Source organism: Bacillus sp. FJAT-45350, assembly GCF_002335805.1.
Taxonomy (GTDB): domain Bacteria; phylum Bacillota; class Bacilli; order Bacillales; family NISU01; genus FJAT-45350.
This window is the reverse complement of sequence record NZ_NISU01000001.1, coordinates 1,505,310-1,522,690: the sequence shown is the minus strand read 5'-3', so window position 1 is coordinate 1,522,690 and position 17,381 is coordinate 1,505,310. Positions and strand designations below refer to the sequence as shown.

Below are 17,381 nucleotides of genomic sequence, written 5' to 3'. Positions count from 1 at the left end.
AGTAAATGAGTGTGGAAAATGGATTTATTTATTAATGGGTTCCAAAGGGCAATTGAAATGATTCTAACGGGTGATCGAGAAGTTTTCGAGATCACCTTTACGACGTTAAAGGTCTGCTTAACTGCGATTTTCATAAGTACTCTTTTTGGTCTACCAATTGGTGTATTATTAGGGCTAAGAACGTTTCCGGGTAAGAGACTGCTCATGGTGTTTGTTAATATTGGTATGGGCTTACCACCTGTTGTGGCAGGATTGTATATCACGATGTTACTATGGCGTTCTGGACCACTTGGTCATTTAGGTTTTCTCTATACAACCCAAGCAATCATTATAGCTCAGATCCTCGTCTCACTTCCAATTATTATCGGACTAACTGCAGCTGCCTTTCAACAAATTGATAACAAAATGCTTTTGCAATTAAAAGCACTTGGGGCAACGAACTTTCAGCGTGTAATAATACTGCTCAGAGAGACTAAGCTTGCTATCATGGCAGCAATTATGGCAGGACTTGGTAGGGTACTTGCTGAAGTGGGAGCTGCTATGATGGTTGGCGGAAACATAAAAGGGGATACGAGAATTTTAACAACAGCAATGGTAATGGAAGTGTCAAAAGGGAATTTTGATGTAGCAATTGCCCTATCATTTATTTTAATGACATTAGCCTTTATCATTACATTTATCCTAACCTCATTACAGCAAAGGAAGAACAAACTATGAATATATTAGAGTTGAAAGATATTCAAGTAAATGTACGAAAGCAGGAAATAATAGACATCGACTACTTTGCTATTGAAAAAGGAGATGTTGTAGGAATTATCGGTCCAAACGGGGCAGGTAAAAGCACTTTATTAAAAATTGCTGCTTTTTTACAATCACCAACTTCAGGAGCAGTCTTTTATAATGGTACAGAGCATAATAGTGACTCTCTTCCTTTAGAAGTAAGGAGACGATTTGCTGTTGCAATGCAACAATCACTACTTTTAGAAGGAACAGTTTTTGATAATATAGCAATCGGATTAAAGCTACGAAAAGTACATAAAAAGATAATTAATAATAAAGTCCCTTATTGGTTAGAAAAATTTCATATCTCACATTTAGCAAATAAAAGCGCTGGTTCCTTATCCGGGGGAGAAGCTCAACGTGTCAACTTAGCCAGAGCGCTAATCTTGGAACCTGAAATTTTATTTTTAGATGAACCATTTTCAGCGCTTGATTTTCCTACGAAGGCCGAATTAATCCAAGATTTCAAAGAAATTCTACAGCAAACGAATACGACCACGATTTTTGTTAGCCATGACTTATTCGAAATTAAGCATCTCACTCAAAAGCTGAGTGTCATCATTGATGGAGAGGTAAAGCAGTACGGTATGACGATGGACGTGATTGAAGAGCCGAATGAAGGGTCAACACCGTTCTTGCAGAAGTGGAAGGAATTGTATTCACTTTAGATAAGAGAGGGAATGGCTTCATTCGCTGTGCGCCTATTAGGAGAAAACCACTGGGTGAAGTGAAATTCATAATTATGAGTTATGAGTTATGAGTTATGAGTTATGAGTTATGAATTTTTAGGGCGGTTCTTTAATTGTTAATGGTTAATTAGAAACTGGCTACTAAACTTAATTTAAGTACGGGGTTCCCGTGCTTTTTTGTTTTAAGGCTTTAACACCCAACCACTTACATCTATTACTTGCTCAGGTTTAATTAAATTGAGAGAACTTTTGGGCTTAAAAGATAACAGCGACTTCACTCATTGCAGGAAACTAATTTGCAAAGGAAAGAACGCCCTTTATGGAAAAGAGGCAATGGCTTCATACGCTGTGCGTCTGTTAGGAGAAAACCACTCCTAACATACTTAAAAGAATACAGCGATTCCGCTCATTGCAGGACACTAAAAGCCAAAGGGAAAACCGCCCTTTGGCTTTTAGTGTCCTATAAATCTTGCATAGATATTTTTTGCTTCGGTTTCGGTTTGGGCTCCTTTTATTAGGAGGCGGCCGTCTTGGAATAGGGTTAGTTGGTAGGGGCTGTAGTCTAGTCTGAGTAGGAAGGGAGTTATTGTTACGTTTCCGATAGCTTCCCATTTTTTTGCCCATTTCTGTAAGTCTAGCTTTGTTTTTCTTGATGGTGTGATTTGGATACTATCTCGTCCGCAGAGTTGTGATATGAACATTTCATTTTCTTGATTTTCAAGATAGGTGAAGTTCCTATTTGCACAGCAAGGGCATTCAGGATTTTGAGAGTATTCGATTGGGATTTCATCGTAGTCAAAGTTCCATGTATCAATTTGATTTAACTGCTTGTTTACGTATTTCTTATAACCTAGGAGAATTTTACAAGCTTCTATTACTTGGTACGAAGCAATTATGTTTACTAATGGCCCAAGTACCCCAACCGTATCACATGTTTCACCATGTTGTTCATAAGAACCAGGGAATAAGCATTGTAAGCAAGGAGTTTCATCAGGAATGATTGAGAAAAACATCCCTCTAGAATGAATTGCACCTCCATAAACCCACGGTATGTTATGTTTTATACTTACATCGTTAATCAAAAATCTAGTTGCCATATTATCAGTCGCATCAATAATCAAATCACAATCTCCAACTAATTCCTCTATTGAAGTAGCGTTTACATCATTGATACAGGGTTGAATGTTCACACCTGTAATTAAATTAAGCTTTTGTTGTGCTGCAATTACTTTAGGTAGATTTTGTTTCACATCATCTTCATCGAATAGCATCTGCCTTTGTAAATTACTTAACTCAACAAAGTCACGGTCTATTAATCGAACAGTGCCAATCCCTGCTCTTGCGATGTGATAAGCAGCAACCGTCCCCAGTGCACCAACTCCAATAATTGCTACTGTTTTTTCTTTTAGTAGTTCTTGAGTTTTTTTATTAAATAGCCCCATAAATTTAACTCCCTTATTAGTACTAAATATGTATTTCAGTCAGTAAGATTAGTAAGAGGATAGCATAAAAAAATTCTATAACCAATAAAATTTTTTCTCAAAATAAGAAGGAATCTATCAATTTTTGTAGTATTTAAAAGATTGAAACTATCAAAAGGAGGGGTTGTATATGAATCTGGGTGGATATAGAAACCACGAGGCCTGGGTAGATTTAACAGAAGGTACTGTTCAGTACAAGAAGTTAAATGAAGATGATGTAAAGAAATATGTTGGTGCAAGAGGGTTAGGTGTGAAATACTTAATGGACCAAAAGGTGTATAATGTTGATCCTCTTTCAGCAGATAACATGCTTTGTATCATGACTGGGCCTTTGACTGGAACAAGAATCCATATGAGTGGTCGTTTGTGTACTGTTACTCGTTCACCACTTACAGGGACTATCACAGATTCACATATGGGGGGCTGGACAGCTGCACGCCTTAAATGGGCAGGTTTTGATAACCTAATCTTTACAGGTAAAAGCAATAAGCCTGTCTACTTATATGTAGAAAATGGTGTAGCAGAATTAAAAGACGCATCTGATTTATGGGGACAAGGTGTAAGAGGTACGATTAAAGCATTACAAGACAAACATGGTGATAATACTAGTGTTATGGCCATCGGACCTGCAGGTGAGAACTTAGTTAAATACGCTGGCTGGATGAATGAGATGGATCGTGCAGCTGGTCGTGGTGGTTCTGGAACAGTAGCTGGTTCAAAAAACCTTAAAGCAATCGTAATTAAAGCAGCGCAAAAAGGAAATATGCCTCAGCCCGCACAACCAGATAAATATCCTGCAGCAATTAAAAGTGGGTTAAATGCTATTATTAATGGTCCTTTAACTGCACCGAAAAAGGGTGGACTATCTGTTTATGGTACAAACGTACTAATGAATATTACAAATACAATTGGTGCGTTACCAGCGAAAAATTCGCAATTTACAACGTTTGAAACAGCTGATGAAATTAGTGGTGAGAGCGTTAATGCGGAAATTAAGATTGCCGATCCAACATGTCATGCATGTCCTGTTGCTTGTAAAATTGAAGTAGAAGTAAAAGAAGGTAAATACAAAACAAAGGTAGAAAGCTTTGAATATGAGTCAGCTTGGGCACTAGGTCCAAACTGTGGAACTTCAAATAAAGAAGCTGTTGCTTTCTTAATTAACCTTTGTAATGAATACGGCATGGATACAATCGAATTAGGAAATGCTTTCTCAACAGCGATGGAAGCATATGAAAAAGGGTTAACACAAGATCGTCTTGATTGGGGCGATGTAGATACGATGATTAACTGGGTTGAAAAGATTGTTAATCGTGAGGGCATTGGTAATATTTTAGCTGATGGACCTGGTATCGCAGCGAAGCACTTCGGTGATCCAAACATTGCAATGGTTGTTAAAAACCAATCGATCCCAGCATACGATCCTCGTGGTATTCAAGGTATCGGTTTAGGATTTGCGACTAGTAACCGTGGTGCATGTCATTTAAGAGGGTACAGTGTAGCGAGTGAGGTTGCGGGTATTCCTGAGCCTACGAACCGACTTGAAACAGAAGGTAAGGGAGAATTACTTAAAATATTCCAAGACTTGCATGCATTCTCTGATTCTTTGGATTTATGTAAATTCTCTGCGTTTGCGGAAAATCCTGATCACTATGCAGAGCAATACTCAGCAGTTGTTGGTATTGACTTAACAGGTGACGAAATTCTAAAAATTGGTGAAAGAGTGTATAACCTAGAGCGTTATTTTAATAATTTAGCAGGGTTTGACGGGTCAACTGATACTCTTCCACAAAGATTCCTTACTGAGCCAGCTCAAGGTGGGTCTGAAGGAGAGGTAAGTCAATTACCTATTATGCTAAAAGATTATTATGAAGTAAGAGGCTGGGTTGATGGAACAGTTCCACCAGAAAAATTAAAGGAACTTGACATACCAGAAGCTGAAATCGGAGCATAAATATTTCCAAGAGAAAAGACTAAGCGTGTAATTTTTACGCTTAGTCTTTCTTGTTGTTTTTTAACAAATTCCGCTATGCGGATTTTGTTCTGTTAATATGCAATCATCCACCAGCCCGAAATGTTTTCAACCGCAGCTTACGAATCACTTCTTTACATAATTCCTCATTCTCAGAAGTAAACGTTACAAAAACAACTGGAATATCAGAATGAAATAAACGCATAAAGCTTTCTTCAGATACAACAGCTTCCCATTGTTCACCAACGAAATCCCCAAGCACGTTATTTTTTTGATTACCACCTAAAAGGAGAAGGTATTGAACAATATCTTCTCTATGAATCCCTCTAAATTCTAATTGCTTTTCGTACACCTTATCACCCCCCGGCTACTGGAGGAAACAATGCTACTGTATCGGATTCAGAAACTATTGAATTAAGTCCATTTAAGTACAGAATATTTTTACCGTTAATAAATACATGGACAAGTGGCTTGATTTCAAAAGTTTCTGTAAACAATTCTTCCTTCATATCCGGAAATCGAGAGATTAATTGATTTAATACGTCGAGTATTGGTTTACCCTCTACATTCTCAAGCGATACGAATTTCCCACCACAAATCACACGAAAATCAGCAAATACCTTTATTTCCATATTAATCACCAACTTTGCTTAGTCTACTTATCTTTATTATCTAATGAATACTAGTAATTAACAATATTTAAATAGAAAATTAGAAATATTATATAACCAAAGAAGGATTTTCGTAAAAATTTATCGAAATATCTATTAACTAATTAAGAAAAAGGTCGATGTTTCCCTTCTCTGATGTAAAGTGAAAGAGAGACGATCATAAGAACCGAGGAGGCACCTATGTTATTTTATGAAGTGAAATCCGTTGAAGAAACGTTAGAAATTATAATAGATAATGTTAAGCCTATAAAAGAAATTATTACATTACCACTTGAAGAGGCACTTGGATATATTTTAGCTGAAGATATTGTCTCGAAAGAAAATGTTCCAAGTTTTAGTCGTTCAACTGTTGATGGTTATGCAGTTCATGCAAGAGACACATTCGGATCCTCTGAATCTATGCCTGCTTTCTTAAATGTAACAGGGGAAATTCATATGGGAGAAGAAGCGACAACTGAGCTTGGATTTGGTGAAGCAATGTATATACCAACTGGTGGTATGGTCCCTCCTGGATGCGATAGTATTATTATGATTGAGCATTGCGAAGATATTAACGGTCTATTAAACACATATAAACAAGTAGCACCTGGTGAAAACATTATCATTGCAGGGGAAGATGTAGAAGAAAATGAAACACTTCTTGAAAAGGGTACAAAACTAAGACCTCAGGAACTCGGAGTATTAGGTTCAGTTGGAATTACACGTGTCAACGTTTACCGAAAAGTAAAAGTAGGGTATCTATCATCAGGGGATGAGATTATGCCTTACGAAACAGAAGCGTTACAAGCTGGTCAAGTACGAGATATTAATCAGTTAACGATATTAGCGATGTCTAAAGAGTTAAATGCAGATATTGTTAATGGAGGGATCGTTCCTGATGACTATGATATATTCTATTCAAAGGCGAAGGAACTTTATGACCAAGTTGATTTACTTGTCATGTCAGGTGGTAGTTCCGTTGGGGCAAAGGATTATACGACAGATGTCATTTCTGCTCTAGGTGAGCCAGGGGTTCTTGTTCATGGTGTGTCAGTTAAGCCCGGAAAGCCAACCATCTTTGGAATTGGTAACGGAAAACCAATTCTAGGGTTACCAGGACACCCCGCATCAGCAATGGTGATTTATAAGCTTTTTGGTGAACGAATTATTACTGTTCTAACAGGAATGTCAGAAAAGGATTTACCAACTAAAGTAGAAGCTATAATTTCACAAAATCTACCATCAAGTGCTGGACGGTCTGATTATATTCGTGTTCGTATTATAAAGGAAGACAATAAGTGGGTAGCTTATCCAGTTCTAGGTAAATCAGGATTGATTTCAACGCTTGTATCTAGTGATGGAATGGTCGAAGTACCTTCAGTAAAAGAAGGCATTAGGCAAGGTGAAACTGTATCAGTGTATTTATTTCGATAGGAGGAAATGAAATGGCAGCTAAAGTAAAAAGAAAAATTTATCTAGAGGACAGACCAAGAGAAGTAGCACTTAAGCAGCTACTAGATGAATTTCAAACACCACAGCAAGTTGAATTGGTTCAAACGATAGAAGCAAGAGGAAGGATTACGGCTGAACCAATTTATGCCACTCTTTCAATGCCTCATTTTCATGCCTCTGCTATGGACGGAATTGCTGTAGTCGCAGAAGAGACGTACGGTGCTCATGAAAAGCACCCACTACAGTTAACTGAGGAACTAGATTTTATTTACATTGACACTGGTGATCCAATTCCAGACCGATTTAATGCAGTTATTATGATTGAGCATGTACAGGAGCTGGCACAAGGCACGATCGAAATAATTGAGCCTGCAACACCTTGGCAGCATATTAGGCCTGTTGGTGAAGATGTAGTTAGTGGCGAAATGCTGTTTCCACAAGGGCATTGTTTGCGGCCTGTTGACTTAGGGGCGCTACTAGCAGGTGGAATTTTGACAATTCCAACGGTCAAAAAGCCAACTGTTGCTGTTATCCCAACAGGAAGTGAATTAGTTGAACCTACACTCGACGTGAAACGTGGCGACATTATTGAATTTAATGGGAGAGTTTTTGAAAACTATTTACATGAATGGGGAGCAAATCCCGTATATAAAGGGATTATCAAAGATGAACCTGACCATATTAGACAAGCCATCCTTGATGCAACAGAGGACTCAGATATAGTAATTATTAACGCTGGCTCATCAGCTGGTTCTGAAGATTATACAGTTCATATAATTGGAGAATTAGGAGAAGTCTTTACTCATGGTGTGGCGACACGTCCTGGTAAGCCAGTTGTATTAGGGAAAGTAAGAGACACAATTGTTATCGGCTTACCTGGTTATCCTGTCTCTGCTTATTTAACAATGGAATGGTTTGTACAACCTTTAGTCTGTAAGTATCTCGGAATCCCCACACCTAAAAGAGAAACATTAAAAGTAACATTAGGTAGAAGAATAGTTTCTACTATGGGATCTGAGGATTTTATTCGAATGAATATTGGGTATGTAAATGGTCAATACATTGCAAATCCACTAACAAGAGGTGCAGGAGTGACAATGTCTCTTGTGAGAGCAGACGGTTTGCTCGTCGTACCGAGTCATTCCCAAGGACATGAGCAGGGAGAAGAAGTGGAAATAGAATTATATAAACCTATAACCGAGATTAATAACTCTATATTATTTTCTGGAAGTCACGATTTATCACTAGATGTATTGTCATCATTAATACGCCAAGAGGATCACTCAAAGCAATTAATTTCTTCCCATACTGGTAGTATGGCTGGAATTATGGCGATTAAAAAGGGAGAGGCTCATGTAGCCGGTATCCACCTTTTACACAGTGAATCAGGAGAGTATAATGCTCCGTACGTAAAGCAGTACTTAAAAGATGAAGAGGTTGTACTCGTTAAATTTTTACAAAGAGAACAAGGGTGGATAGTACCAAAGGGGAACCCGAAAGGAATTGGCTCAATTGAAGACATTATTTCAAAAGAAGCCTTATATGTAAACCGTCAAAGAGGTGCAGGTACTAGACTACTTTTTGATTATTTGCTAGACCAAGAAGGAATCAACCGAGAAGAAATAAAAGGATACTCACGGGAAATGTACACACATTTAAGTATTGGAGCTGCTGTAAAAAGCGGTTCTGCTGATACTGGACTCGGGATTTACTCAGCTGCCAGTGCATTAGGACTTGACTTTGTACCGGTTTCTTATGAATCATACGATTTATTAATGAGCAAAGAGTTTTATGAAAGTACTTCAGGACAAGCATTAATAAACACGATGAAGAGCGAGTCTTTCCGAAACAAATTAGAAGCTTTAGGTGGCTATAAATTTGATAACATAGGAACTGCTATCTCCTTCTAAATTACTTTGATAGAGAGGTGGAAATGAAATGAACAAATCAAGAAACGCAATCGATGCAAAAAAAAGACCTCTCCGTGATTTAAGAATATCTGTTACTGATAAATGCAATTTTCGATGTAGTTATTGTATGCCCTCAGAGATATTTGGACCTGATTTTCAATTCCTACCACAGGACAGACTTCTAAGTTTTGAAGAAATTGTCCGATTAACAAAGCTTTTTTCTAAGCTCGGTGTTGAAAAGTTACGCATTACTGGTGGAGAACCATTAATGAGAAAGGACTTGCACCTTTTAATTCAAATGCTTTCAGAGGTTGATGGTATCCAAGATATTGCGATGACAACAAATGGTTCATTACTACCTAAACACGCTGAAAAGCTAAAACAAGTTGGATTACACCGAGTCTCAATAAGTTTAGATAGTCTTGATGATGAACGCTTCGGCAAAATTAACGGACGAGATTATTCTGTTCAGAGCGTACTAGACGGAATTGATGCAGCATTAGCTGTTGGTTTAAAAGTGAAAATAAATATGGTCGTTCAAAAGGGAAGTAACGAAGCAGATATTCTACCAATGGCACGCTATTTCCGCGACAAAGGAATTATTTTACGTTTCATCGAATTTATGGATGTTGGAAATACAAATGGTTGGAAGCTTGAAAATGTCGTTCCTAGTAAGGATATCATCCAAATGATTAATGAGGAGATGCCTCTTGAACCGATTGATCCAAATTACTATGGAGAGGTAGCAAGTCGCTATCGTTATATAGGAGAATCTAATGAGGTAGGTGTAATTTCTTCTGTTACTCAGGCGTTTTGTTCATCGTGTACAAGAGCTAGACTTTCAGCGGAAGGGCATTTATATACGTGTTTGTTTTCCTCGTCAGGTAAGGATATTCAAACCCCTCTTAGAAAGGGAGCTAGTGACGAGGAGTTACTTAATTTACTTACTGGAATTTGGAACAAGCGTGATGACAACTATTCGGAAATTAGATTAAAAGAAACCCCTGAATTAAATAATAGAAAAAAAGTTGAAATGTCTCATATCGGTGGATAATGTTTATGCATACCTGGATGGTGTCCCAAAAGGGAACAGTCGACTTTTGGGACACTCATAACTAGGAGGAAAAAGAGAATGGACCAAAGATATTCTCGACAAATCTTATTTAGCCATATTGGAAAAGATGGTCAGGAAAAGCTTAACCAAAGTAAGGTACTCATAGTCGGAATGGGTTCATTAGGTATTGTGCTTGCCAACCATTTGGTACGCGCAGGCGTTGGCTCTATACGTATTGTCGATAAAGACACTCTTCGCCCAGAGACTCCTGCTCAACCAAATCTTTTTAATAGAGAAAAAATAACCGTACAAAAAGTACAAACAGTAATACAAAGTTTAAAAATAGTAAATTCTTCCATTATAATAGAAGGAATTTACAAAGAACTTACAGAAAGTAATATAAAGGAAGTATGCGACGGAATTGATTTAGTATTCAATGGAACTAACAATTCCGAAGTATGTAGCTTACTAAGTACCTACTGTTATAACAATGCTCTTCCTTTTATTTACGGAACTGTCAAAGGATCAACTGGTAGGCAAGTAACATTTATACCTGAACAAACCGCTTGCCTAGAATGCTTACGCTTACATAGCATATTTAACGATGTTAGTATGGACTTATTTGGACCAGTTACGGATATTATTGCTTCTTATCAAGCGATAGAGGGAATGAAGTATTTAATTGGGAAAAAAGATGCATTACGCAGAACTATTCTCACAATTGATGGTTGGGAGAATTCTGTTAAAGAAGTAGAGCGTCCCAAGCCAAATGAAAAATGTCTGCTATGCCAGTGCTATAACAAAAGAAATAAAAGAAGTCTACAATAAGGGGAGATTTAGATGAGATTACAAGATAAAGTTGCTATTATTACTGGTGGTTCAAGTGGAATTGGAGAATATGCAGCACGTGAGATGGTGAAGGAAGGGGCAAAGGTCGTTATTGCGGATTTAAATGACGAGCTTGGTAATAAACTAGTTCAAGAGTTAAACGAAGAGGAAGTAGTAGCTGTTTATGTTCATGTTGACGTATCAAATGAAGCTCATATTGAAAAGATGATCGACACAACGATGTCTAAGTTTGGAAAACTAGACATTCTCTTTAATAATGCTGGTATTGGAGCGTTAAGCCCAACTGCTGATTTATCACTTGAGGAATGGAGAAGAGTTGTCTCTATTAATTTAGATGGTGTTTTCCTAGCAGCAAAACATTCAATTAAAGCTATGCAAAAAAATGGTGGCGGAAGTATTGTAAATAATGCTTCAATTTTAGGTCATGTTGGTCAGGCACAAACTGCTCCTTACGCAGCTTCAAAAGGTGGCGTAGTTAATTTAACAAGAGCATTAGCTGTTGAGTATGCGAAAGAAAATATTCGTGTGAATGCAGTTTGTCCAGGTTATATTGATACACCTTTACTTGACCAACTAGATGATGAGATGAAGAACCATTTAATCTCACTTCATCCAATTGGGCGTCTTGGTAAATCAGAGGAAGTAGCCAAAGCTGTTACATTCCTAGCTTCTGATGATGCAAGCTTTATTACGGGAGCTAATCTTTTAGTTGATGGTGGCTATACAGCACAATAAGTTTCTTACAAGGAATGGGCGAATTCATTTGAAGGTGAATTCGCCCATTTTTTATTTATTTATTTATTTAACTTTTGATAAGCCCTATGAATTCTCTCCAGACCTTCTTCAAGCGTTTTTCTTGGGCAAGCAATATTCATTCGTTCAAACGATTCTCCCTCTTCTCCAAATGTTGGCCCATGATTTAGAGCAACTTTAGCATCTTCTACTAACCATCGTTTTCTTTCTGTAGATGAAAGCTCTAATTTACTACAATCAATCCAGAGTAGATAAGTTCCTTCTGGCTTAATAATCGATAGTAATGGTATATGTTTTTCAAAATACGCTTTAACGAAATCATAATTTCCTTTTAAATACATTCGAAGTTCCTTGAGCCAGCTTTCACCATACGTATAAGCTGCTTCAGTCACAATTTCACCAAAGGAATTTGTTGTATTTTGAAATTGAATAGCTAAATGCTTTTTTAAACGTGATCTAAGTTCAACTTCCTCAATAACTACATAAGACGTATGAAATTCCGCAAGATTGAATGATTTACTAGGAGTTAAGCAAGTGAACGTACGTTTTGCCATATCTTCGGATACAGAAGCGATAGGAGTATGTGAATGTCCGTCATATAGTAGATCTGCATGAATCTCATCTGAAATAACAAGTAAATTATGGCGTTTGCAAATATCAGCTAATTGTTCAAGCTCATCCTTTTTCCAAACCCGCCCTACTGGATTATGAGGACTACACAAAATCAGCATTTTTGTATTGTCACTAATAACTGATTCTAGATGTTCGAAATCCATCTTGTATGTACCTTGTTCATATTTCAATGGGTTTTTAACTAATTCTCGATTATTATTCGTCACAAGCTGATAGAAAGGGGGATATACAGGAGTTTGAATGATAATCTCGTCACCCTCATTTGAAAAAGCTTGTATGATGTTGTTAATTGTCGGGATGATACCTGACGTAAAAAGAATAGACTGTGCTTCTATGTTCCAATGAAAATGAGTCGCTAACCAGTTTATAACAGCACTATTTGCACTTGGAGAATGTGCAGGATAACCAAAAACACCGTGAGATACTTTTTGTTGGAGAGCATCTATCACTTCCGTAGGGACTTTAAAATCCATATCAGCAACCCAAAATGGTAAAAGGTCCTTACCACGATAAAGAGTATCAACCATATCCCACTTGGCAGAGCCTGTATTTCTTCGTTCAACGACTTTATCAAAAGAATATTCACTCATGCACTCAACACTCCTTCTTTGTAATTTATTCCATCCTACCATATAAACAACGAACCAATGAAGAACTTGCTTTTAATTTTTCTTTTATAGCGATATTATCGGAAAATTGGTAAAATATAATGAAAAGCATTCATTCTGGATTGGAAGGAGAAATAATTATGAGAATTTTAGTTGTTGGTGCAGGGGGCGTTGGTGGATATTTCGGTGGTAGATTAGTAGAAAAAGGAGAAGATGTAACATTCCTAGTTCGAACACGGAGAAAGGGAGAGTTAGAGAAAGATGGATTAGTCATACAAAGTATAAATGGCGATTTTACATGCCGACCTAACGTTGTTACGGCATCTGATAAGACTGAACCATTCGATTTAATTTTATTTTCAACAAAAGCCTATCACTTAGCCGCTGCAATACAAGACATTAAACCGTTTGTAGGTGAGAATACAGTCATTTTGCCATTATTAAACGGAATAGGGCACCTACCAACATTACAACAAGAATTTGGCTTAGAAAATGTTATAGGTGGATTGTGCTTTATTGAAACTACATTAAATAAACAAGGGCATATTGTACATACGAGTAAAGGTGACCAAGTCACTTTTGGTGAATTTGAAAATAAAGAAACTGAACGAATAAAAAAAATTGAAGATGTACTAAGTGGAACAAAAGCGTCATTTAAACGAAGTTCATTTATTGAACAAGAAATGTGGCATAAATATTTATTAATTGCAGCTATGTCAAGTATGACTACTTTAATGAGGGCTCCAGTTGGTTCAATCTTTGAAAGTGACGGCGGCAAAGATTTTGTTCAAAACCTTTTTTCTGAAATTGCATCGATTATGCTCGCTCATCAGGCGCCACTTGCAGATGATATTGTAAGTAAGCATTTGATTTTATTGGAAAAAGTATCTTATGAAACGAAATCTTCAATGCAGAGAGACATGGAAAAAGGGTACGTAACTGAGGGTGACCATTTACAAGGATACTTATTAAATCTAGCACAAAAATATAATATTGATGCGCCGTTATTACATGTTGTGTATCAAAATTTAAAAGTATATGAGGTAAAAAGGAAACGACAAGAAGGTTCTGTCAACTCGTAGAATATACCAGAGATTCAGGAGTGTTCCAAAGGTAAAATCGACCGTATGGAACACTTTTTTGTTATAGAAGTTTTCGGTATTGTGTTCAATTTTTAATAATATAAATATATTACCGGAGAGAAAGCGTTTTCATACTATAACAGTTAGGGGGATGAGGATGAAGAAAAAGGAGAAGCATCAATTTGAAACGAAGGCTATTCATTCTGGCTACAATTCCAAACAACATTTAGATAGTCTAACTCCACCTATTTATCAAACATCAACATTTACTTTTTCAACTTTGGAGCAAGGAGCTAATCGATTTGCTGGAAGAGAAGATGGCTATATGTACTCGAGGCTTTCTAACCCGACAGTGAACGTATTAGAAGAACGTATGGCTGAACTAGAGGGCGGTGAAGCCGGCCTTGCATTTGCTTCAGGTATGGCTGCAGTATCAGCTGTTTTAATTGGTTTAACAAGAGCGAATGACCATATCCTTTGTTCGAAAGGTATTTACGGTTGTACTTTTGGTCTTTTACAGCTTCTATATGAAAAATATAATATAGACTACACCTTTTCAAATTTAACGACGAGAGAGGAAATTGAAGCCTCTATCAAAGAAAATACAACATGTATCTATATAGAAACACCGATTAACCCAACAATGAAGCTTGTTGATTTAAAGATGGTTGCAGCAGTCGCTAAAGAAAAAGGGATTAAAGTTATTGTCGATAATACCTTTGCAACGCCATATTTACAAAAGCCACTTGAATTCGGTTGTGATTTAGTCGTTCATAGTGCGACAAAATATCTTGGAGGACACGGGGATGTAATTGGTGGGATTGTCGTCGGAGAGAAAGATGTAATTGCCAACTTAAAGAAGGGGGCACAAAAGGATATAGGAGGAGTCATGGCTCCATTTGATGCATGGCTGTTAATTCGTGGGATTAAGTCATTATCAGTAAGAATGGAACGACATTGCGAAAATGCAAGAAAACTTTGTAAAAAACTTAAATCTCATCCAAATGTAAAAGCAGTCTACTATCCAGGTGACAAAGAAAACCAAGACTCTCACTTAGCAAAGAAACAAATGAACTCTGGAGGTGGTCTTCTTTCATTTGAGGTAAACGGTACGTATGATGATACGGTGAAAGTCGTAAATCAATTAAAACTAATCAAAATTGCAGTAAGTCTAGGAGATGCAGAAACATTAATTCAGCATCCTGCTTCAATGACACATGCCGTTGTACCAGAAAAAGAGAGACAAAAGATGGGGATTTCAAATGAATTGCTCCGTCTTTCAGTAGGGCTTGAATCACGAAAAGATATTTGGTCAGATTTAAAGCAAGCTCTAGAAGCTATATAGCTGGAAATATTTTAAAGAGGGTGTTACTCTATTATTTTGTACATCCTCTTTCTATACGCAAATCTATGGAATGCTCCGTTTGATTTTTACAAAAATTGTAGAAAAGAGTAGATGAAAAGCTAGATAAGACTTAAAATAGGGATATCAAGTTTTATGGGGAGGGTGACATAATGTTACCTGAAGTAGCAATAGACAAACATAACTTATATAAAACTGCCTTTCAAACCGCTTCGATAGGAATGGGATTTGCAACTTCCAAAGGGGTTTTATTAGAAGTGAACAATACCTTCTGTGAGCTATTCGGCTGTACAGAAAATGAACTGATTAATAGTTCGTATAAAGAACTCACTCATCCAGATGATATTTACAAAAATAAACAATTATATAATGACATACAAAATAAGAAAATAAATAGCTTTCAAATTGAAAAAAGGTACATACATAAAAATGGCGATATTATCTGGGCGATCGTTGATGTTGCTGTAATTAACAATTCAGAAATACTATCAATACAAATACAGGACATATCAAAAATGAAAAGCTTAGAACAAAAGTATCGTACTTGGAAAGAAAACAGTTTAATCGAGAGCGAGAAGCGTTATCGTACAATTGTTGAGTCCTCAAGTGATGCCATAGGTATCCATTGTGATGAAAAGTTGGTATATGTTAATAGTGCTTTTTTACAACAGTTTGGTGCAAAAGATGAAAGTGAAATAATTGGGAAGTGCGTTAAAGACTTTTTACTACCTGAAAGTTATAAAGTATTTAAAAGTAAATTGGTGGAAATGGAAAATGACAAATCGAAAAAAGTGTTCTCAAACTACAAGGTTAAAACTCTCGATGGTGAAATTCGTAAGTATGAATCAACTTCAGCAAGCATCTATTACAAAGATAAACTAGCAGTACAGTTTATCAATCGTGATGTGACAGAAAAAAAGAAGTATGAAGAATTTTTACAAAAATCAGATAAACTATCAGTTGTTGGAGAGCTTGCAGCAGGTGTAGCACATGAAATACGTAATCCACTTACAACAATAAAAGGGTTTATCCAATTATTTAAGATATACCAAGAGTTTAACGAGGAACATTTCACCTTAATTGAAACTGAACTTAATCGTGTAGAAAGAATTATTTATGAATTTCTCACTCTTGCTAAACCTCATCAGGGAATGAACCTTGCTGAAAATGATTTATCAATTATTTTAGAAGAGGTACTTACACTAGAAAAGACGAGTGCTATATTAAAAGGAATAGAAATAGACCTTAATGTAGTAGGTCCTACACCGTTAATTTGTGATTCAAATGCATTAAAGCAAGTGTTTATTAATATTCTTCAAAACTCAATAGATGCAGTTGAATCGAATGGAAAGATTGTAATAGACGTTATTCAGAATATAAAAGATTCTAGTATAAGTATTCAATTTAAAGACAATGGTTGTGGGATTCCTAAAGATAGAATCCATAAATTAGGTGAGCCTTTTTATACATTAAAAGAAAAAGGGACAGGTATAGGTCTGATGGTAAGCTTTAAGATTATCGAAAATCATCAAGGCTCTATACATATTTCTAGTGAAGAAGGCGAAGGTACGACAGTAGAAGTCGTCTTATCTACTCAGCTGAATAACTTATAGTATCTACCATTAATAAAAGCTTTCAAAAGATTACTACCATCTTTTGAGAGCTTTTTCATGTTCTATAAGAGACAACTGCCGTTTCTACGATTACCTTTCTCTTAGTTTAAATAAGCTAGATCCAACAAAAGTACTAGCATAAATGTTGCAAGGGGACTCACATGATTAAAAATTTACAAGAAAATTAAAAATTGATGGAGTGAAAGGAAAGTTATTAATTCTTGGTTCAATCCCAATTTTAATGTTTCTAGCATTCACCTTTTTTTATTTGCTACCTTCCTTTGAAAAATCAACTTATGATGAAAAAAATACAAACGAAGGAATTAGTCAGTGTAGGCTATTGAAAGTATTGTAACGTCAACAGAACAAAGTGCGGCAGGCATAGAAGAAACAGCCGCAACTGCAATTGAACTAGCAAAAATGGCCGAAGATTTATATCAATTAACAATGAAGTTTAACGTAAATAAGTAATAAGAAAGGGCTCCTGTTAAA

Annotated in this window: 15 protein-coding genes; 11 read left to right on the top strand and 4 right to left on the bottom strand. The window is 36.5% G+C overall.

Annotated elements, in window-relative coordinates; genetic code table 11:
• The first annotated feature begins 18 nt into the window (after nucleotides 1–18).
• Together CD003_RS07710 and CD003_RS07705 are read left to right on the top strand one after the other, a co-directional pair.
• On the top strand, nucleotides 19–717 hold the full coding sequence (locus CD003_RS07710) for an ABC transporter permease (RefSeq protein ID WP_096200572.1): 699 nt from the start codon (nucleotides 19–21) through the stop codon (nucleotides 715–717).
• Nucleotides 714–1,448 carry an ATP-binding cassette domain-containing protein gene (locus CD003_RS07705; RefSeq protein ID WP_096200571.1) on the top strand — a complete coding sequence of 245 codons (735 nt, stop codon included), beginning with the start codon at nucleotides 714–716 and terminating at the stop codon, nucleotides 1,446–1,448. The genes CD003_RS07710 and CD003_RS07705 overlap by 4 nt, the downstream gene beginning before the upstream one ends.
• A 473-nt stretch (nucleotides 1,449–1,921) precedes the next feature.
• Here the strand turns inward: CD003_RS07705 and CD003_RS07700 are convergent, their stop codons facing one another.
• Nucleotides 1,922–2,911: a ThiF family adenylyltransferase gene (locus CD003_RS07700; RefSeq protein ID WP_096200570.1), complete on the bottom strand. Its 990-nt coding sequence runs from the start codon at nucleotides 2,909–2,911 to the stop codon at nucleotides 1,922–1,924.
• Between the two features lie 169 nt (nucleotides 2,912–3,080).
• Between CD003_RS07700 and CD003_RS07695 the strand changes: the two genes are divergently transcribed.
• Complete coding sequence (locus tag CD003_RS07695; protein WP_096200569.1) at nucleotides 3,081–4,904, top strand: aldehyde ferredoxin oxidoreductase family protein; 1,824 nt, start codon at nucleotides 3,081–3,083, stop codon at nucleotides 4,902–4,904.
• A 103-nt stretch (nucleotides 4,905–5,007) separates the two neighbouring features.
• Here the strand turns inward: CD003_RS07695 and CD003_RS07690 are convergent, their stop codons facing one another.
• Together CD003_RS07690 and CD003_RS07685 are read right to left on the bottom strand one after the other, a co-directional pair.
• Entirely contained in the window at nucleotides 5,008–5,274 is a 267-nt protein-coding gene (locus CD003_RS07690; RefSeq protein WP_096200568.1) for a hypothetical protein, read from the bottom strand.
• A 4-nt stretch (nucleotides 5,275–5,278) separates the two neighbouring features.
• Nucleotides 5,279–5,554: a ubiquitin-like small modifier protein 1 gene (locus CD003_RS07685; protein ID WP_096200567.1), complete on the bottom strand. Its 276-nt coding sequence runs from the start codon at nucleotides 5,552–5,554 to the stop codon at nucleotides 5,279–5,281.
• A gap of 219 nt (nucleotides 5,555–5,773) precedes the next feature.
• On the opposite strand from CD003_RS07685, the gene CD003_RS07680 reads away from it, so the two are divergent.
• The 5 genes from CD003_RS07680 (at nucleotide 5,774) to CD003_RS07660 (ending at nucleotide 11,572) form a co-directional block, all read left to right on the top strand.
• Nucleotides 5,774–7,006 carry a molybdopterin molybdotransferase MoeA gene (locus tag CD003_RS07680; protein ID WP_096200566.1) on the top strand — a complete coding sequence of 411 codons (1,233 nt, stop codon included), beginning with the start codon at nucleotides 5,774–5,776 and terminating at the stop codon, nucleotides 7,004–7,006.
• Nucleotides 7,007–7,017: 11 nt separating this feature from the next.
• On the top strand, nucleotides 7,018–8,934 hold the full coding sequence (locus tag CD003_RS07675) for a molybdopterin biosynthesis protein (RefSeq protein WP_096200565.1): 1,917 nt from the start codon (nucleotides 7,018–7,020) through the stop codon (nucleotides 8,932–8,934).
• Nucleotides 8,935–8,962: 28 nt separating this feature from the next.
• Nucleotides 8,963–9,988 carry a GTP 3',8-cyclase MoaA gene (gene moaA, locus CD003_RS07670; RefSeq protein ID WP_096200564.1) on the top strand — a complete coding sequence of 342 codons (1,026 nt, stop codon included), beginning with the start codon at nucleotides 8,963–8,965 and terminating at the stop codon, nucleotides 9,986–9,988.
• A 78-nt stretch (nucleotides 9,989–10,066) separates the two neighbouring features.
• Nucleotides 10,067–10,816: a ThiF family adenylyltransferase gene (locus CD003_RS07665; RefSeq protein WP_096200563.1), complete on the top strand. Its 750-nt coding sequence runs from the start codon at nucleotides 10,067–10,069 to the stop codon at nucleotides 10,814–10,816.
• A gap of 12 nt (nucleotides 10,817–10,828) precedes the next feature.
• Nucleotides 10,829–11,572 (top strand): SDR family NAD(P)-dependent oxidoreductase, encoded by a 744-nt coding sequence (locus CD003_RS07660; protein WP_096200562.1) that lies wholly within the window; start codon nucleotides 10,829–10,831, stop codon nucleotides 11,570–11,572.
• A 59-nt stretch (nucleotides 11,573–11,631) separates the two neighbouring features.
• Here CD003_RS07660 and CD003_RS07655 read toward each other — a convergent pair whose 3' ends face one another.
• Nucleotides 11,632–12,813, bottom strand: a complete 1,182-nt coding sequence (locus tag CD003_RS07655) for a MalY/PatB family protein (RefSeq protein ID WP_096200561.1) — start codon at nucleotides 12,811–12,813, stop codon at nucleotides 11,632–11,634.
• Nucleotides 12,814–12,971: 158 nt separating this feature from the next.
• Here CD003_RS07655 and panE point away from each other — a divergent pair, with 158 nt between their 5' ends.
• The 3 genes from panE (at nucleotide 12,972) to CD003_RS07640 (ending at nucleotide 16,889) form a co-directional block, all read left to right on the top strand.
• A complete protein-coding gene (gene panE, locus CD003_RS07650; RefSeq protein ID WP_096200560.1) occupies nucleotides 12,972–13,913 on the top strand; it encodes a 2-dehydropantoate 2-reductase in 942 nt (313 codons plus the stop codon).
• A 157-nt stretch (nucleotides 13,914–14,070) separates the two neighbouring features.
• Entirely contained in the window at nucleotides 14,071–15,258 is a 1,188-nt protein-coding gene (gene megL / locus CD003_RS07645; protein ID WP_096200559.1) for a methionine gamma-lyase, read from the top strand.
• Between the two features lie 170 nt (nucleotides 15,259–15,428).
• Entirely contained in the window at nucleotides 15,429–16,889 is a 1,461-nt protein-coding gene (locus CD003_RS07640; protein WP_096200558.1) for a PAS domain S-box protein, read from the top strand.
• Nucleotides 16,890–17,381: the final 492 nt, after the last annotated feature.